The organism is Vibrio cholerae ATCC 14035 (assembly GCF_000621645.1).
GTDB lineage: Bacteria > Pseudomonadota > Gammaproteobacteria > Enterobacterales > Vibrionaceae > Vibrio > Vibrio cholerae.
This window is the reverse complement of record NZ_JHXR01000027.1, coordinates 1-18892: the sequence shown is the minus strand read 5'-3', so window position 1 is coordinate 18892 and position 18892 is coordinate 1. Positions and strand designations below refer to the sequence as shown.

Sequence of the window (18892 nt, the reverse complement as noted above, 5' to 3'; positions counted from 1 at the left end):
CCTTTTGAATTGTTATTTTTAGTCGTTCTTGATGGGACTTCATTGAGATAAACCTTAACCCCTAACCCGAAGAGAATTGTTCTACCCAATCATTTAGGGGCGTTAGGTTAAAATATTGTTTACTAAATTGTAAATCTCAAGGCGAAACATTGTAAACGAGCTCAGAGGGAAATCCTGCGATCTAGCTTGCAAGAGAAACAAAGAACAGGATCAAAACCGGCACCAATAGACTCAGAATAAAGCCGCTAACAATCGCCACCGGAACACATTTTACACCGCCAGTGGTTTGAATGACGGGCAGGGTAAAATCCATGGCTGTCGCTCCTGCATAACCAATCGCGGTACAGGGTTTGCGCCGGATCAGCATGGGAATTAACACCAGCGCGACTAGCTCGCGCAGTAGCTCAATCATAAAAGAGGCTCCGCCGAGTACCGGCCCAAAAGCATCGCCGACTAAGATACCGGCTAATGAGTACCAGCCAAAACCTGAGGCCATCGCCAGTGCTTGGTAAATTGGCATGTCGAGTAGCCACGCAGCAATCACGCCACCTAGCCAACTGGTTAGGATGATCACTGCCGCAATAACCATTCCGTGCTTATTTAGCAAGATCTGTTTGAGCGATAAACCACTGTTGCGCAGTTGAATACCAATAAAAAACAGCAAAAGGAAGAGGATCCAGCCGCTCGCGGATTCGACCCAATGTAAGTCTTGATTCAGTAACACACCCGCCACCAGGCCTGCACCGACCACCAAAATAAGCTTCGCAGACTCCAACATCATGCTTGAGAGCGGGACTTTTTTATGAGTGATATCGGTACTAAGTGGCAGATAGCGATCAACTAAAGGTAAGACTAAGAGGTTGCATGTCCCTAGCACCACGAAAAAAACGGCCGTGTATTTGACAATGGTTTGTAAGTTACTTTGTAGGTTATCTAAGCCCGCGAGACTGAGACCCATCAAAAATAAGATGACGTAAACGAGATGCGAGGTTGCTCGACTCAAACGATGGAGATGAGATGGGTTACGAATAATGAATAGATAACCCACCACGAGTGGTGCAAAAACAAAGATCATCCCTGACAGCATAACATCCTCACAGTGGTACTTCAGATGCCACTGGCACTGATCACATCACTTAGCTTGTTGTTAAATTCCATTTCACTTAAGTTGCTGAGCTGGTAGAGCACTTCAGCGCCTTCAGAGTTGATCTCGACATTGTGATCGTCAATCGCATCATCTTTCTTTCTGAACATCAGTAAGTGATGAGCAATACGAGCAATATCGAGGTAAGTGACTTCTTGTCGCTCGGTTACCAGCTCAGTGTTGCAAGCGACTTCCAAAAAGTCATGATCAAATCCCCAGTGACGTAACACCAATTGACTGATTGGTGAGCACTGAGATTGGAAAATCTTCAGTGCAATAGTGGGATCCAGATAATTACCATTTTGTAGATATAAATGGTACTCATTGACCAGACAGAAGATACCGATATCCGCCAACAAACCGACTAGTAGTGCCTTTTCTAGCTCAAGGTACTGGTATTTCTTCGCATCCACACACTTAAATGTCTGGGTCACCAGTAACATGGTGGCCCCCATTTCGCGAGAAATGGTCGCACTTTTAAGTAAGATGCGATTGCACTCTTTACTGAGGTTGACGGAGTACTTCAACTGTTCAATAGCTTGCGCCGTCACAATATCACGAACGCGCAAAATGCCAAGACGTGAAACGGCCGTGACAATATCGGTGCACGTAATGTTTCGACGATTAAACACAACTGAGTTCGCCACGCGAATCACAATCGCAGAGAGCCCAGGATCTTCAATTAAGCAGTCCGCGACATCGGATATGGATGTCGATTCCGCTAAGCACAGGCGCTGAATTTTTAAAACGACATCTGGAATTGGGGGAAGCGAAATTTTCCCGGTACTGATAGAAAGCTCGACCAATTGCGCAAATTCACTTTCCAATCCTTGGATGAGTTTATGTTTGGTTTCGGGTAACCAGTAAAAAGATAGGTGACTCATAAAATACACGATCAAGCAAAGTTGGTAGCATTTTAACTATCGCTAAACTAAATAAGCAAACGGTTCCATGCATTTTACCGATTACGCTGGTTTTTTCGTTGAACTATTGAGCGATTTAATAGATGAGGTTTAAGTATAGAGGAGCAACAAAAAATTGACGCTGTGATACTGGTCTCATAATCTGGCGCAAAAGTATTGCATCGATGTGAGATAAGTCCAGACTTATTTCTCTTCGTAAACTATCATTAGCTTCATAAAACAAGCAAGCTCATACGAACGATTGAATAGACTTGCTAAACAATTTCATTATTTTCGCTTTATTGCTGCTATCTGGTGATCTTCCTTAATCGGGGAACGTGATTAAAGGATCAATGGATATGAATGAGCAACAGTTTTTCGACTACGTAACTAAGTTTGGCGCCTACCAAAAACGCTCGATGTTTGGTGGTATTGGCTTGTTTCAACACGACGCTATGTATGTGTTGGTCAGTGAAGACCGCATTTTTGTGCGTGGTGGAGAAGAGCTCGACCCTGAGCTCTTGGCCTTAGGGTGCGAGAAATATCGCCATGTTAAAAAACAGACAACGGCAACCGTAAACTATTACGACATCACTGAACTGTATGAGCAACATCACCCTGAGCTAGACTCGATTATTGAACGCTCGATTCAGTTTTCTGTGAATCAGCGGGAATTTCAACGCTCAGCAGCCAGTCGTCGTCTACGGGATTTACCCAATATGCAACTGACTTTGGAGCGTATGGTAAAAAAAGCGGGCATTGACGATGTGGAAACTTTTATGAGCCTCGGTGCGCCAGAAGTGTTTAATAAGGTGCGTCAAGCTTATGGAAGTGATGTCGATGTAAAACTACTGTGGAAGTTTGCGGGTGCGATTGAAGGCATTCACTGGAAACTGCTGCAAGAGCCGCGTAAGCGCCAACTGTTAGAAAGTTGTCAGCAGCGTTAAGTTAAAGCGTTAGCCACGTTCTCAATCATAAAAAAGCCATAAGCCAGATTTCTGGCTTATGGCTTTTTTACTGTATCGCGACGAACCCTAACGGATCAGAAGTTAAAGCGAGCTGTGAACATCAACTGATCGTCGTAAAAGTCGTTTATGCGAGCTTCTGCACCGAGAGAGAACAGCTCGGTTGCGTGGAAGCGTGCGTATACTGAGCCTAGCCAATCATCATTGTTGTCGATAGAGACGTAACCTGCTTTACCGCCCACCTCAAGCTGAGGCCCTAACCACTGACGAATACCAATGTTCAGTTCCATGCCGGTATCGGCGCTAGAGCGTTTGCGATCATCGACTAAACGAAACAGCATTTCACCGGTAAGATCTGCCCAGTTATTGACCGGCGCGTGGAATCCAAATCCGGCCGCGACATCGTAGTCACTTTCAAATTCTGAGTCGATTCGACCAATCACATGAGCATTAGGGTGAACAGAGCGGCTCATCGCAGCACCAAAAGTCATAGGGCTGGTGCCGATGCGCGCTTCTACATAGTCATAGCTAAAGTTGCTCATTACGGTACGGCTATCACGCTCACCTTCAGCCAGTGCCGAGCCAGCGACGAGAAGTAGTGCAGTTGCAACGATTGTTTTACGCATAATTAAGATAAACCTTTATCTTCTGATTAATTCCAAGGCCACTACCTGAAAGTTGCAGTGACTGAAGCCTTAAAATCGACTCCGGGTTCATGGTTTGACATCATAAAGCATTGATGTATCAAGCTACTATCAAAAAATGTCAGAGTTTTGTCGTTCATATGAAATTTAAGCAATTAGAGTGCCAAATTCCCTATTCGCCAAAGCTCATTCTTTTAGCGGCGATCGCATTTAGAATTTTTTCTGCATCGAGAATTTGAATCCAAGGCATTAAGTCCTCTTCGTTCTCAATCACGTAATGAGTCAATTGCTCTTTTACGGCTTGGCGCAGTTGTTCTCCATGCCAAGGCTTAGCGATGTAAAAGTGTAAACTGGCATGGTTAACGGCTTGTACGGTATCTTCCAGCCCCGCTTGGCCTGTGAGTAACATCTTGCGTGTGCGGGTGGTATCGGCTTCTTGGTTGAGCTCAATAAGAAATTGAATGCCAGTCTGCTCCGGCATGATGTGATCACACAGGATCAGGGCGAGGGGGATCGCTTCTTGGCGATAATCCTCAATCACGGATTTCGCTTCCGCAACCGATTCGGCCGCTTCAATAATGAAATGCTCTTCAAAACAGTCGAGATCTTGCACCACACTGTCGAGCACTTCTCGTTCGTCATCCACACATAAAATCAAAAATTTGTTCATGGCTTGCTCCTTGCCAAGGTGGGTGCGGATACCATTAAAGGCAGCCACACCGTCATGGTGGTGTAGTGGTTAGGTTGGGAGTCGACATCAATCCAACCTTGATGTTGCATAATGATCTGTTGACAGACAGATAGGCCAATCCCAAGACCAAAGTTACCTTCTCGTTTGGTAGTGTAGTTGAGGGCAAAAATCTTCTGCTGTAACGCTTGTGGAATGCCACAACCATTGTCGGTGAAGCGAATCACGGCGTAGTCGATATCTTGACGACGTTGCTGCTCGGTTTCAATACGCAATACGCCATGTTCAGGAAAAGCGTCAATCGCATTTGAGATGAGATTAGTCCACACTTGCTGTAGCGCAATTGGCAAACAATAGATTAATGGTAATTGTGCGTACTCTTTTTCGACACTATGCCGTTTTAGGCGATTTTCAAAAATGACCAAGGTATCTTCTATCCCTTCATGAATATCGGAGAGTCGATAAGTTTCATCGTCAGGACGTGCATAGCCTTTAAGGCTTTTCACCATGTCAGCAATCCGCTGTGCACAGACTTGGATTGAACGCAGAGTACTGCCGGTGAGGTGATAGCTTTCCAGCTGTTCAAGTTGTTTTTGCGCTATTTCCGGTCGGCTTTTGGCGAGTTGGATCATGGCCTCATCGTCATCCAAGCCTAATTTGACCATTTTCTTGGCGATTAAACGGTGATGGATAAGCTCTTCTAACTGTTTGGCTTTGTGACGCTCTTCGGAAGTGGAGATCGGCTTAGCCTGCATGGCTTTTTGCAATAGTTGCGCACCTAATTGCTCGGTTGGCGCTCGCTCTTCACCCTCAATCAAATGTCCAATATGGCTGGATAAGGTTTCAGTACCGCGCAAAATGGCAGCGACCGGATTATTCAACTCGTGGGCAACGCCTGCCACCAGTTGTCCTAACATCGCCATTTTTTCACGCTCCATCAATTGTTGATGGGCAGACTCTAAAGACTCCAACGTTTTTTGCAGTTCAAGTTTCGTGGTAATACTGCGTTGCAATCGACGATTAAAATGGCGCAGAAGTAAGTTGGTAAACAGAGGCAGTAGACTGGTGTCGTTGTGCATGACTTTGGCGAACACGTCACGATCAAGTTTTATCACTTCAGTCTGGGTTAGGGTGATCGCAGTCGAAAAAGAGGGTTCGCCAGTCACAAATGACATACCGCCGATAATATTGCCTTTTTTATGGCGTACCACTTCACGCTGTTGGCCAAGATCGTCTCGCTTATATAAAGCCACTTCGCCTTCGGTGATAAACCATAAGAAACGGTTAGGCTCGCCCTCTTCGGTCAGTAAATGCTGCGCGGAATAGGTTCGGCACGCTTGAGTCTCGTCTTTCTCATCAAAAAACTGGTACAGCGCACCAATCACTTTTTCGGCTAATTCACTATCGGATAAGCGGTGATAATCCGTGATGAATCCTTCACGGTAGCTGCGCATTTTATTATCGATGTGCGCGCGTAACAGACGCTGCTGATCCAACACCGTGCTGTAGCTCAAGATATTGTCTTTATCGTGTTCAAGTACAAAGGAGGTCAGTTCTTGTAAAGCCGTTTTGCGTAGCACGTTATCTTGCAGTGGTTTAGTCAAGCAGTAGTCTAAGCGACCTTCGTTGACCGCGCTCAGAATGGCTTGGATATCTTGTCCACCACTCACCAGAACTTTGCGAGCGTGTTTGGTGTGCGCCACTTTATCTAATCGAATCAAAAAATCCGCACCATTGAGCGCTTCGTGATGACTGGCGATAACTAACGCGGCGATCTGTTCACGTTGTTCAATAAATTCAAGCCACTGCTGAGCTTCATCAATAGATTCAGCGCTGCATAGGTCGAATTTACTGGCAAAACCAGACAGTTCTTGACGCCATTGTTCAATACTGAACGGATTGTTATCTAAAATGAGCAGGGCGTAGCGATTCACAACCTTTTCTCTGGCAAGGGTTCACGCCGTTACTTTAGCAGGGATGGCGCTGATGAAGTGGGAGCAGAGTTGGAGAATTTCCAATCAAGACTGTTGCAATTCAATACTCTGATTTGATTCATACTTTTCCCGTTGTTTGCACAAATGTTGACAATTATTTGTATCTTGTACGAGTTTCGTCACCTAAACTAAGGAAACTCAATCCCAAGGAAATATTCGACTATGAAATCAATAAAAATGATCGGTGCAGTGGGTGGGGCTGTTGCGCTAGGTTTGTGTTGGCCACTCGCGGTGGGCCAAATCGGTGAATCTGCGATCAAAGATGGCCTCAACAATTTTGAAAGCTCATCAACCAAGGCTGAACTGGTTAACTATCAGCGCGGTTATCTGTCATCACAAATGCAGACGCGTTACAAAATCACAGACCCGACGATTGTGGCGCAGTTAGAAGCAGAAGGTATTCCGACCGAAATTTTAGTCGACAGTACACTGACTCATGGCCTGATGGGGGTGTCAGCGGTATCAACATTGCCGCAATTCCCTGAGTTTCCACTGCAGATTCTTTCGAATACCAAGTTAAACGGTAACACCGATTACACGGTGAAGCTGGAACAGTGGAACTACGTATTCCAAGGTGAAGAGCCTGTTGCAGTGACCATTGAACCGGCGCAAATGAGCGGTTCTTTAACGACATTGGGTGAAATGACGTTCCAACTGAACGTACCAAAGATCATTTTGGATTTTGAAAACCAAGCGCAGATGGTACTCAGCCAGATCACCGGTGACGGTCAAGGTAAAGAGAGTGATGGTTTGTGGCTAGGCGCACAGAATTTCAAGCTGGATAAACTGAGTGTCAACCAAGAGGGACAAACGGAGTTTGATATGGGTGGTTTTACTTACCATTTCACTTCAGGGTTGGATACCACACAGACTCGTTTTACCACGGCTCACAAAATGAAGATTGCCGATGCCAAATACAGCGGCGGCGAGTTTAAAGAGTTCGCTTTAGATTTCACGTTGGGGGACTTGGATACCACGGCCACCAAAGCGCTGTCTAAACTTTATCAAGGTGCGCCAGAGATGACCGAGCAGGATGTTGAGCAGATCTTGCCACAAGTGGAAGCACTGTTCAGTAAAGGGTTCTTCGTTTCAGTGGATAACTTCTCGGCCAATATTTCTGGTGGTGATTTTGCATCGAATTGGCGACTGAATGTGCCTGAAGGGACGGAAAATCTACTGCAAGATCCGATGGCGGTGATCCCAGCGCTGACCGGGCAGACTAAAACGTATATTTCCAACCAGTTGGTGACGGCTTTCCCATTTATTGCACAAGGGATTGACCAGCTCATGATGATGGAAATGATGACTCAAGATGATAAAGGCTACACCCTACAAGCGGAAATCAAAGAGGGTAATGTGGTATTCCCGAACGGAAAAACCATGCCACTCGTCATGTTGTTAATGCCGCTGATGATGTCACAAGGCTAAAAACTCGCGCGGTCGTTCGTTGCTTGGGGAAAGAGGCGTTAAGGCCTCTTTTCTCGCTTTTTATCTGGCGTAAAAAGTGGTATTAATCACAACACTTTTCGTTAGCAGGAGCAATGAACACATGGAGCACAACACCGATACGGTTTATAACTTTAGTGCGGGTCCCGCCGCCTTGCCTAAGGCTGTGATGCTGCAAGCACAAGCGGAGTTTGTAAACTGGAATCATCTTGGCACTTCGGTGATGGAAATTAGCCACCGTAGTCAGCCATTCATTCAAGTGGCCGAGCATGCTGAGCGCGATCTGCGCGATCTTCTGAATATCCCAGATAATTACAAAGTACTGTTTTGCCAAGGCGGAGCGCGTGCACAGTTTGCGGCTGTACCACTTAACTTGCTCGGGGATGCAGAGACGGCAACCTACATTGATGCCGGTTACTGGGCGATGAGCGCAGTGAAAGAAGCGAAGAAATACTGCACCGTCGATGTTTTTGACGCCAAAATTGAAAAAGAAGGCAAAATTGCCGTATTACCTGCGAGCGAATGGCGCATTGCGAACAATGCTGCCTATGTGCACTTCTGCCCGAATGAAACGATTGATGGTATTGAAATCAACGATTTGCCTGTCACAGACAAACCGATTGTTGCCGATATGTCTTCGACCATTTTATCTCGTGAAATTGATGTATCGAAATACGGCGTGATTTACGCTGGCGCGCAGAAGAATATTGGACCTGCGGGGATCTGTATCGCCATCGTGCGCGATGATTTGCTGGATTTGGCTAGCGATCTGTTACCGGGAGTACTTAACTACAAAATTCTTGCTGAGCAAGAGTCGATGTTTAATACCCCGCCTACCTTTGCTTGGTATCTCTCCGGCCTTGTTTTCCAATGGTTGAAAGCACAAGGTGGCGTCAAAGCGATTGAAGAAGTGAACCGTGCAAAAGCGGCGCTGCTTTATGGCTATATTGATTCATCCGATTTCTACCGTAACGAGATCCATCCAGACAACCGTTCGCTGATGAACGTCCCATTCCAACTGGCGAAACCCGAGTTGGACGATACCTTCTTGGAACTGGCTGAAGCGCGTGGCTTGGTGTCATTGAAAGGGCACCGTGTTGTGGGGGGGATGCGTGCCTCTATCTATAACGCGATGCCGCTAGAGGGTGTGCAAGCGCTGGTCGATTTTATGAAAGAGTTTGAAGCGCAATACGCTTAATGGCATGTGGTTGATAGATCAAGAAAAAGGCTTCCATTCGGAAGCCTTTTGTCATGTTGGCGCGGTAAATAAAATCAGGATTACTGCGCTATCGGTGAGTGAACCCCAAACTTACGCACTGCATACGCTACACGCTCGGCGGGTGTTGGGTAGATCAGTGAAGAACCTAAACTTTCAATGTGCTGCAAACGAGGCAAGAGTCCTGCGCCATTAGCAATCTGAATCGCGAGTCCGGGACGCGCGTTGAGTTCTAACACCATGGGGCCTTCTTCTTTATCCAGTACCATATCGGTTCCGAGATAGCCTAATCCAGTCATCTCCCAAGCGCTGGCTGCTAATGTCAGCAGTCTTTCCCAGTGGGGTACAACTAAGGTGGCCAGCTCTTTGTCTGTATCGGGGTGATGAGTAACGGGTTTATTAAATTGCACGGCACGCACCGCTTTACCGGTGGCAATATCAATTCCCACGCCGACCGCACCTTGGTGCAAGTTGGCTTTTCCATCCGAAGCGGAAGTGGAGAGGCGCATCATCGCCATGACCGGATAACCTTTGAACACGATAATCCGCACATCGGGTACGCCTTCATAGCTGAACCCCTCAAAACAGTCATCAAACTGAATTAAGTTTTCGACCACGGCTACATCGTTTTTGCCGCCAAGAGAGAAAAGTCCGGCGAGGGCATTGCTGATGTGGCGTTCCACATCCTCTTTATTCATGTTCGAACCTGAGGGTTTGGTATACACACCGGCTTGATGGGAGGTGACGACTAAAATGCCTTTCCCACCGCTGCCGCGCGCAGGCTTAATCACAAAGCCCGGCCAGTCTTTGACCATTTCATGGATGTGTTTCACTTCGGCTTGATTGCTGATCACGCCGATGAGCTTTGGAACCGTACACCCAGCCCGTTGAGCGATCAGCTTGGTTTTGAGCTTGTCATCCACTAAAGGGTACTTGGAACGATCGTTGTAACGTCCGATATAAGCGTGGTTACGCTTATTCATCCCCATGATACCTTTGCGGCGTAGCTTAAAAGGGGAGGTGTAATCCGAGAACGAAAAGGAGAACCCCATTACTTCTCCTCCACCAAAGGCTTGAAGCGACGTAGCTCAGAAATTCGATAACCGGTGTAAGTTCCCAACAGTAGGATTGCCGCGAGAACAACCAACTGTAACCCAATGAAATTAAAGGTTAAGTGTTGTACATACGTGTTGGTCATCGCCAGATAGATCAAAATAGCGGTAAACAGTGAGCCACCGCCTTGCAGTAGCACCTCTTTAGCGCCTTCTTCTTCCCACAGAATGGACATCCGCTCAATGGTCCACGACAGAATAATCATCGGGAAGAAAGTGATGGTTAAGCCTTCGGTTAAACCGACTTTAAACGCCACCACAGTAAACACCGAAATAATCAAAATCACGGTGATGATCACGGCTGAAATCCGTGCAACCAGTAAGAGATTGAGCTTGGAGAGGTAACTACGAATGATTAAGCCAGTGCCTACAATCAGCAGAAAGCCGACAATACCCGTGGTGAGCTGGGTTTGTACAAAGGCCACCGCGATCAAGACGGGCATGAAAGTCCCCGAGGTTTTGAGTCCGACAATCACGCGCAAAAACACCACGATCAAGGCACCAATCGGGATCAACATGATGGTCTTGAACATGGCTTGCTCTTCAAGCGGCAAGCTATGGATTGAGAGATTGAGTAAACCGTCTGCCTCAACTTTGCTGTCGGTGGCTTGTTGAGGCGAGACTTTTTGCGAAATCATACTGAACATGACTTGGCTATTTTGCCCACCGACCACATCGAGTAGAGAGACGTTGGATTCATCCCACACCAGAAGATTCGGATGTGTTGGTTGGGTGCCTGTTTCTGGATTAAACAGGATCCAAGCGCTGCCATTCCACACTTCATTCATATGCTGAATCGACTGACGGCGGCGACCATCTTCTAACTGGATCACTCCGACCACTTTATTGGGTACGAGTGCGTAAGAGAGCAGTTTTTGCGTGGCATCGACTTTACTCATTTTATTCAGCAGCAAAGAGGCGTTTTGGCTCTCGCTATCGTTGAGTCCTTTAATCAGCTCGCGAGCAAAGGTAACGTGATCTGCTGAGCGCTGCGAAGCACTGTCGATCAAGGCGATAGCCGCTGACTCTTCGGGGCCATCAAAGGCGGGTTTTGTGATCGGTTGTGTTGGCGGAATTTGTACTGCTTTGGCTTGTGGGTCGACCAGAAATTGCGCTTTGTAGTAGATGGTTTGCGGGCCGCTCGCCTGACGAATCGACCACTCAATACGGCGACCTGATTCGGTATTCAGGTAAGAAATGCCGTAGCCCGGGGAGGACGCGGTTTCGTTGATCAGGGTATAGCCTTCTTGCGTGAGCGGTGCGGCAAGGGAAACTTTGGCCTCCTTCCCTTGCGCTGCAAACTCGATCCTCGCTTCAATATCCCAGACTTGACGAGTTTCGCCGGGGGTCCATGGCACACCATAATCTTGGTGGCGCAAAACACTCAATGTGATACCTGTAGCAAAGAGCAGAAAGACAGAAATATAAAAAGGAATTTTCGAAGTCATCGTCTCGCCTATTTTTGTTCGGTCTGAATGTATTTGCGACTGACATCGACCAGGGCGATATCACGGATAAACTCGCGGCCAAGCAGCACGGGATGTGTCATTTGCGAACGGTCGGCGAGGGTAAACTGCGCTTTCTCATGAATAGAGCCCAGTTTTACCCAAAGCTCGACAACGGCGCGGCGCTCGGTATTGTCGTTGGTGGATTGACGAATACGCACATAACGCAAGACGGGCGCTTCAATCCAGTTAGCCTCTGTTTTAGGGTTTTTCTCATCAGCGAGGTGGAAACGCACCCAGTTTTTGCCATTGCGTTCGAATTCTTCAATATCGACGGCGTTCAGTGATGAGGTGGCGGCACCCGTATCGATACGAGCATCAAAGGTTTGCTTAATCGCATCAATGGTGACGCTCTCAATTTCGCCCAGCACCACATCATGGCGAGGCTTGCTGATAGCGGTGTTCTGATCATTAGACGGTTTCGCAGTGGAGACTCGTTTCGGGGCAGGGGGGGGGGGCAGTTTAATTTGGCTAACTTGAGTTTTTAGCTCAGTAATTTGTTTTTCAAGGCTTTCAATATAATCATTCTGCAGACCCATTTGTGATTCTAAGTTCGTCATTTTTTGGGTCATATTGGCTTCAGAGCTTTGAATCGCGGAGAGCGTCGCTTGATGGTATTCATCGCCATTGGTGAGTGCGCAGCCCGAAAGCAAACTCAATGCGGCAAAGGGTGCAATTCGCTTAAACATTTGCGACCTTATTATTTTCTAATGAGTGATTGTATAGATAAGTTATAGCAAAGGATGCTTAGCGCATCCTTTACCAAGGGTAACGTGATACCCGAATAAGCGAGTTAAAACTGTGTCAATTATGGCTTTTTGGCAATCAGAATGGCACGTCGCGGCGCCGGATAGCCTTCAATGGTCTTGCTTGGGTCTTGTGGGTCAACGTAATCGGGCAGTGAATTGTGTGTCATCCACTCTGTGGTACGCTGCTCACCGAGTGAAGTGATATTTTCATCGACAATACGCACATCGACAAACCCTGTCTTTTCTAACCACACTTTAAGAGCCAGTGCAGAAGGGAAGAAATAGACGTTGCGCATTTGGGCGTAGCGATCAAACGGCACCAGTACCGTATGTTCATCCCCTTCTACGACTAAGGTTTCCAGGATCAATTCACCGCCAGCAACCAACTGATTTTTCAGTTGCAGCAGGTGATCGAGTGGTGAGCGACGGTGGTAAAGCACGCCCATGCTGAACACAGTATCAAAGGCGTTGAGCTCCGGCATCTGTTCAATACCGAGTGGCAAGAGATGAACGCGTTGGTCATCGCCCAGCAGTTTACGTACCGCTTCAAACTGGATCAGAAACAGCTCGGAAGGGTCAATGCCGAACACTTGCTGCGCCCCTTCACCCAGCATGCGCCACATGTGATAGCCGTTGCCACAACCCACATCAAGTACCAAACGGTTTTTCAGTGGCGAGATGTGTGGCAGTAAGCGATCCCATTTCCAATCGGATCGCCATTCGGTATCAATATGAATGCCGTGCAGATGGTAAGGACCTTTACGCCAAGGGTGAAAGGTTTTGAGCACCGCTTCCAATTTCTTCTGTTCACCTTGCGCGAGTGGCTGATGATTGTGTGCCGCTACCGCATTTTTCAGATCAATCACCTCCGGTTGACCGACCGGAATTTTCTTGAGGTTACGCATCCAGCGATCGAGATCTCCGTGCTGCTTAGCTTGCCAATCCGTCAATTGCTGAGGCAGGGTGTTGAGCCACAACTGTAACTGCGGATGTTGAGCGATCTGTTGGTAAACGTTGGCAAAGTTGAACATGGGGCTAAATACCTAAACTATGCTCTCTGCACATGACTTCAGGATCATACGTGGCGCAGAGAGTCGCTAACATGAAGATAAATGACAAAAATAGTTAACAAAATAAGCGATTTACTTAATGGCGAACATAGAGCCAAAGTTAAAGCACTGGAACCAGACTTCAAAGCTAGAAAAGCCGAGAGTGGCAAAACGCTGTTTGTGGGTCTGGATGGAATCTGGGCGCATCACATTTTCAATCGCGCTGCGTTTTTGGCTGATCTCCAGCTCGCTGTATCCGTTGGCACGTTTGAAATCGTGGTGCAAATCGATCAGCAGCTCGTGGGCTTCTTGATCCGAAAACACAAATTTTTCCGACAAGATCAAAATGCCACCCGGGCGTAATCCGGCGTAGATTTTTTCTAGCAGCGCGTAGCGATCATCCGGCGCGAGAAACTGCAAGGTAAAGTTGAGCACTACGACGGAGGCATTTTCAATCGCGATATCGCGAATATCCGCTTCGATCACCTGCACTGGTGTGTCCGAGCGATAAGCGTTGAGGTGCAGCTTGCAGCGTTCCACCATGGCCGCTGAGTTATCGACAGCAATGATTTGGCAGCCTTCTTGTTTGATATGGCGGCGCATAGAAAGGGTTGCCGCACCCAGTGAGCAGCCTAAGTCGTAAATCTTGGAATGAGGCTTTACAAAGCGCTCAGCCAGCATGCCAATCGCAGATATGATGTTGCTGTAACCCGGCACCGAACGTTGGATCATGTCTGGAAAAACTTCAGCCACGCGCTCGTCAAAGGTGAAATCACCGATTTTATCGATGGGTGCGGAAAAGAGAGTATCTTTTGGGTTCATAGCAGACCTCATGGCAGCGTCTTGTGCCAGCTTTTGTGGCGCTGGCTCAATAAAAGGCGCGTATTTTATGAAAAATCGCAGCGTCTGTCATTAAACACATCGCCTTTAGGGTAAATCAGCCGTACCGGATTGTGAGTTCAAAACATGCTCAGTTGTGGTTGTTCTGGTGTGACGGGAAAAGGGGCTAAGTCAGGCAGCGCGATAGCCTGTTGTAATTGTTGGTAAAGTTGCACCGCCAGCTGAGGCGCGAAATCATTATCCGGTGTATGAATCATTAGATAAGGCTGCTTACCTTGGGCAATCCACTCGGGCAGTTTATGTAGCCAAGCACCGAAAAAGGGTAGGTTGGCCTCAATCTCAGGATGGCCGATAAAACGGATCATCGGATGCTTGGCGGTGGCAATCGCATGCACCGGCACTTTCGGTTTTTTCTGCTGCGCATCAATTACCGCTTCGGTATTCGGCAGCGCCGAAAAAACGGGGCGACTGTCCATAATGATGCGATCAATGTTTTGCTCAATCAGCCATTGATTGAGCGCTTTTTCCGCTTCGCCTTTGCCAAAAAAGGCCAAATGACGCACCTCCACGCCCAGTGGAAAATCGGCTGGAAACCAGTCTCGAAAGTTTTTCAATTGCGCCAGATGTTCAGGCCCAAAAGCGGCGGGCAGCTGAATCGTCCACATGCCAATTCGGTCGTGCAAGGGCTGCATTAAACGCAAAAAACTCAGCAGCTCTTCTTTACAGTCGCGCAGTAAATGCTGGTGGGTAATGCTTTTGGGCAGCTTAAAGGTGAAGCGAAAGTCATCATGAGTCGCGGCGCGCCAGTTGAGCACAGTACTGGGCGAGGGCGACGCGTAAAAGGTGGTATTCCCCTCCACGGTGTGAAAAACGCTGGCGTATTTCGCAAGGCGTTCAGAAGCTTGCGTGCCGCTGCCATAAAACTCACTCTGCCATGCAGGGTGAGACCACAGGGTTAAACCGAGTCGCAAGGGAAGAGAGGACGTCACTCTGCTCGAGCTCCTTAAATCATCATCACGAGAGTTTTGAAGAATACGAGATTTTAGCGCTATAATCAGCGCCTATTTTTCCCTTCTGGTTAGCCTTTAATCTCCGGTTGACGGGATTATTGCGTTAAAAAGCAGCAAGGGGTAAGAAAAGACAACAAATTGTACGTGGGAAGGTCGATCTTAAATCTCTTTCGGCGTATAAATGGAACTTTGCTGAATAGGCAGTCTGTCGAGTACTCCACGACCTTTCAGCGTTAAATTTGATGACTAATTGAGATTGGGAAATTCACTATGCGTAGCCATTATTGTGGTCACCTGAACAAGTCCTTGGTAGGACAAACTGTAGAGCTGTGCGGCTGGGTTAATCGCCGTCGTGATTTAGGCGGTCTGATCTTCATTGATATGCGAGATCGTGAAGGTATTGTTCAGGTAGTAGTGGATCCGGATATGGCGGATGTATTCGCCGTGGCTAACCAACTGCGTAGCGAATTCTGTATCAAATTGACCGGTGAAGTGCGTGCGCGTCCAGAAAGCCAAGTCAATAAAGAGATGGCAACCGGTGAAGTAGAACTGTTGGCACGTAGCCTTGAGATCATTAACCGTTCAGATGTTCTGCCGCTCGATTTCAACCAAAAGAACTCAGAAGAGCAACGCCTCAAGTACCGTTATTTGGATCTGCGTCGCCCAGAGATGAGTGACCGCATTAAACTGCGTGCGAAAGCCTCAAGCTTTGTACGCCGTTTCTTGGATACACACGGTTTCCTTGATATCGAAACCCCAGTGTTGACCAAAGCGACACCAGAAGGTGCGCGTGACTACCTAGTACCAAGCCGTGTACACAAAGGCAGTTTCTACGCGCTGCCACAATCACCACAGCTGTTTAAACAGCTACTGATGATGTCTGGCTTTGATCGTTATTACCAAATCGTAAAATGTTTCCGTGACGAAGATTTGCGCGCTGACCGTCAACCAGAATTCACCCAGATCGATATTGAAACCTCTTTCATGACCGCAGAACAAGTACGCGCAGTGACTGAGAAGATGATTCGTGAAATGTGGCTTGAACTGCTGAATGTGGATCTGGGCGATTTTCCAATCATGCCTTACAGCGAAGCGATGCGTCGTTTCGGCTCAGACAAGCCAGATCTGCGTAACCCAATGGAGTTGGTGGATGTGGCGGATCTGCTGAAAGACGTCGATTTCAAAGTGTTCTCTGGTCCAGCGAACGATCCAAAAGGCCGCGTTGCTGCACTGTGCATCCCAGGTGGCGCAGCACTGACTCGTAAACAAATTGATGAGTACACCGCATTTGTGGCTATTTACGGCGCAAAAGGCTTGGCATGGCTGAAAGTCAACGATTTGGCTGCGGGCATGGAAGGTATTCAATCGCCTGTAGCGAAATTCCTCACTGAAGAGATCATTCAAGCGATTATCGAGCGTACTCAAGCGCAAACTGGCGATATCATTCTGTTCGGTGCCGATTCTGCCAAAGTGGTTGCTGAAGCGCTGGGCGCACTGCGTCTGAAAGCGGGTAAAGAGTTGGGTATTACTAATGAATCGGCGTGGGCTCCATTGTGGGTCGTGGATTTCCCAATGTTCGAAAGCGATGATGAAGGTAACGTGGCAGCGATGCACCACCCATTCACATCCCCTCTGAACCTCTCTCCTGAGCAGTTGAAAGCCAACCCAGAAGAGGCGCTGTCAAACGCTTACGATATGGTATTGAACGGCTACGAAGTCGGTGGTGGTTCAGTCCGTATTCACAACGCAGAAATGCAATCAGCCGTATTTGACATTCTGGGTATCACGCCAGAAGAGCAACGTCTCAAGTTTGGTTTCCTGCTCGATGCGCTGAAGTTTGGTACGCCACCACACGCAGGTCTGGCATTTGGTCTGGATCGTCTGGTGATGCTGCTGTGCGGTACGGAAAACATCCGTGATGTCATTGCCTTCCCGAAAACGACAGCCGCCGCGTGTCTAATGACCGATGCACCAAGTTTGGCAAACCCTGCCGCCCTCGAAGAGTTGGCGATTGCGGTCAAGCTTGCAACGAAAGATAAAGCGTAATCAACGCCTTGCAAAGGGTGGCATTAGCCACCCTTTTTTTTAACCTGCGCGGCACGAGAGCGCAGACAGTAAAATGATACAAACAGGATTTCTTCTTTGGCTCAGATGTACTTTTATTACTCGGCAATGAATGCGGGTAAGTCGACCACCTTATTGCAATCGGCGTTTAACTACCAAGAACGCGGCATGAACCCACTGATTTTTACCGCCGCGATCGACGATCGGTTTGGTGTTGGCAAAGTGAGTTCTCGGATTGGGCTTGAGGCCGAAGCGCACCTTTTCCATGCCGATACCGATCTGTTGCACGTGATCGCAACATTGCATGAGGCTGAACCTCGTCACTGTATTTTGATGGATGAGTGTCAGTTTCTCTCTAAAGAGCAGGTTTACCAACTGACCGAAGTAGTGGATAAACTGGATATCCCTGTGCTGTGTTACGGCTTGCGTACCGATTTTCTCGGTGAGCTGTTTGAAGGCAGTAAATATCTACTCTCATGGGCGGATAAACTGATTGAGCTGAAAACCATTTGCCACTGTGGACGCAAAGCCAACATGGTGATCCGTACCGATGAGCATGGCAACGCCATCAGCGAAGGGGATCAGGTGGCGATTGGCGGTAATGATAAGTATGTTTCAGTCTGTCGCCAGCACTATAAAGAGGCGTTGGGACGCTAAGCGAACCCATCTCCTTCGCGGGATAATTTGCCCGTGACTCAATAAAGAAAAAGCCAGACAGTTAATGTCTGGCTTTTTTTATGAATGATAATGATCAGCGATTAAGCTTCACGTTTTTCCAGCTCAGCCGCCGCTTCCTCAGTGATCATCGAATCCACAATCACTGCACAAGCCGCATCGCCGGTAATGTTGAGCGCAGTACGGATCATGTCAAAGATACGATCCAGTGCAAACAGCAGTGGTAGACCTTCAATAGGAATACCGGCAGAGAGCAGAACCGCCACCACAAGGAATGAAGGCCCCGGAACACCCGCTTGACCAACCGCACCTAAAGTCGCCGTCACGATGATCGCAATGTAAGCGCCCATGCTCAGGTCAATATTAAACAGCTGAGCAAAGAAGATAGCCACCAGACCGTAGTAGATCGCGTTACCTGACATATTGATGGTCGCGCCCAAAGGCAGTACGAAAGAAGCCGTTGAGTTGCGCACACCCAGATCGTTTTTCACCGTATCCATAGTGACAGGCAGTGTCGCCATAGAAGAGGCCGTAGACAGTGCAACCGCTTGTGGCTTTTTCATTGCTTGAATGAACTTTTTCGCCGATGTTTTGCTGAACAGTTGGATCATGACTGGGTAAGCCACAAAGCCAAAAATCGCAATCGCCGCTACGTAAACGACGAACAGCTTAAACACCACCATCAGCGCGCTGAAACCAAAAGTACCCACGGCATCAGCCATTAAGCCAAATACACCAATCGGCGCAATCAGCATCACTTTATTGATCATCCACACCATGGCATCAACAATGGTTGTAGCGAGCCGCGAGAAATGAGCAATCGAGACTATAAAAATGAGCACTAACCATAGTGCTCATTTCATTAGGGTTAAACAAAATTTAAATCGGA

Annotated in this window: 16 protein-coding genes and 1 pseudogene; 5 read left to right on the top strand and 12 right to left on the bottom strand. The window is 47.7% G+C overall.

What is annotated here, in order from left to right:
- Positions 1–181: 181 nt before the first annotated feature.
- Complete coding sequence (locus T411_RS0113335) at positions 182–1087, bottom strand: LysO family transporter (protein ID WP_000948497.1); 906 nt, start codon at positions 1085–1087, stop codon at positions 182–184.
- A gap of 20 nt (positions 1088–1107) precedes the next feature.
- Positions 1108–2028, bottom strand: a complete 921-nt coding sequence (locus tag T411_RS0113330) for an HDOD domain-containing protein (RefSeq protein WP_000019000.1) — start codon at positions 2026–2028, stop codon at positions 1108–1110.
- A gap of 377 nt (positions 2029–2405) precedes the next feature.
- Between T411_RS0113330 and T411_RS0113325 the strand changes: the two genes are divergently transcribed.
- Complete coding sequence (locus T411_RS0113325; RefSeq protein WP_001005366.1) at positions 2406–2993, top strand: TfoX/Sxy family DNA transformation protein; 588 nt, start codon at positions 2406–2408, stop codon at positions 2991–2993.
- Positions 2994–3088: 95 nt separating this feature from the next.
- On the opposite strand, the gene T411_RS0113320 is transcribed toward T411_RS0113325, so the two are convergent.
- The 3 genes from T411_RS0113320 to T411_RS0113310 all read right to left on the bottom strand — a co-directional run bounded on the left by T411_RS0113320 (position 3089) and on the right by T411_RS0113310 (position 6277).
- On the bottom strand, positions 3089–3637 hold the full coding sequence (locus T411_RS0113320) for a hypothetical protein (RefSeq protein WP_001232643.1): 549 nt from the start codon (positions 3635–3637) through the stop codon (positions 3089–3091).
- A gap of 190 nt (positions 3638–3827) precedes the next feature.
- Complete coding sequence (locus tag T411_RS0113315) at positions 3828–4325, bottom strand: response regulator (protein ID WP_001031964.1); 498 nt, start codon at positions 4323–4325, stop codon at positions 3828–3830.
- Positions 4322–6277, bottom strand: coding sequence for an ATP-binding protein (locus T411_RS0113310; RefSeq protein WP_001082992.1), 1956 nt, complete (start codon positions 6275–6277; stop codon positions 4322–4324). The genes T411_RS0113315 and T411_RS0113310 overlap by 4 nt, the downstream gene beginning before the upstream one ends.
- Positions 6278–6499: 222 nt before the next feature.
- Between T411_RS0113310 and T411_RS0113305 the strand changes: the two genes are divergently transcribed.
- Together T411_RS0113305 and serC are read left to right on the top strand one after the other, a co-directional pair.
- Positions 6500–7765: a DUF945 family protein gene (locus T411_RS0113305; RefSeq protein WP_000835928.1), complete on the top strand. Its 1266-nt coding sequence runs from the start codon at positions 6500–6502 to the stop codon at positions 7763–7765.
- Between the two features lie 121 nt (positions 7766–7886).
- On the top strand, positions 7887–8981 hold the full coding sequence (gene serC / locus T411_RS0113300) for a 3-phosphoserine/phosphohydroxythreonine transaminase (RefSeq protein ID WP_000400868.1): 1095 nt from the start codon (positions 7887–7889) through the stop codon (positions 8979–8981).
- An 80-nt stretch (positions 8982–9061) separates the two neighbouring features.
- Here serC and T411_RS0113295 read toward each other — a convergent pair whose 3' ends face one another.
- The 6 genes from T411_RS0113295 to T411_RS0113270 all read right to left on the bottom strand — a co-directional run bounded on the left by T411_RS0113295 (position 9062) and on the right by T411_RS0113270 (position 15243).
- Positions 9062–10051, bottom strand: coding sequence for an alpha-L-glutamate ligase-like protein (locus tag T411_RS0113295; RefSeq protein ID WP_000506955.1), 990 nt, complete (start codon positions 10049–10051; stop codon positions 9062–9064).
- Positions 10051–11559, bottom strand: coding sequence for an inactive transglutaminase family protein (locus T411_RS0113290; protein WP_000202050.1), 1509 nt, complete (start codon positions 11557–11559; stop codon positions 10051–10053). The genes T411_RS0113295 and T411_RS0113290 overlap by 1 nt, the downstream gene beginning before the upstream one ends.
- 8 nt (positions 11560–11567) lie before the next feature.
- A complete protein-coding gene (locus T411_RS0113285) occupies positions 11568–12305 on the bottom strand; it encodes an ATP-dependent zinc protease family protein (RefSeq protein ID WP_000476327.1) in 738 nt (245 codons plus the stop codon).
- A 119-nt stretch (positions 12306–12424) separates the two neighbouring features.
- Positions 12425–13396 carry a tRNA 5-methoxyuridine(34)/uridine 5-oxyacetic acid(34) synthase CmoB gene (cmoB, locus tag T411_RS0113280; protein ID WP_000481534.1) on the bottom strand — a complete coding sequence of 324 codons (972 nt, stop codon included), beginning with the start codon at positions 13394–13396 and terminating at the stop codon, positions 12425–12427.
- A 111-nt stretch (positions 13397–13507) separates the two neighbouring features.
- Positions 13508–14236, bottom strand: a complete 729-nt coding sequence (cmoA, locus tag T411_RS0113275) for a carboxy-S-adenosyl-L-methionine synthase CmoA (RefSeq protein WP_001068374.1) — start codon at positions 14234–14236, stop codon at positions 13508–13510.
- 137 nt (positions 14237–14373) lie between these two features.
- Positions 14374–15243, bottom strand: coding sequence for a DUF72 domain-containing protein (locus T411_RS0113270; protein WP_001880947.1), 870 nt, complete (start codon positions 15241–15243; stop codon positions 14374–14376).
- 291 nt (positions 15244–15534) lie between these two features.
- Here T411_RS0113270 and aspS point away from each other — a divergent pair, with 291 nt between their 5' ends.
- Entirely contained in the window at positions 15535–17310 is a 1776-nt protein-coding gene (gene aspS / locus T411_RS0113265) for an aspartate--tRNA ligase (RefSeq protein WP_001256500.1), read from the top strand.
- A 96-nt stretch (positions 17311–17406) separates the two neighbouring features.
- A complete protein-coding gene (locus tag T411_RS0113260; protein ID WP_001880948.1) occupies positions 17407–17985 on the top strand; it encodes a thymidine kinase in 579 nt (192 codons plus the stop codon).
- Between the two features lie 101 nt (positions 17986–18086).
- Here T411_RS0113260 and T411_RS01000000119460 read toward each other — a convergent pair.
- Positions 18087–18797, bottom strand: a pseudogene (locus T411_RS01000000119460) (dicarboxylate/amino acid:cation symporter); the annotation flags it as partial.
- Positions 18798–18892: the final 95 nt, after the last annotated feature.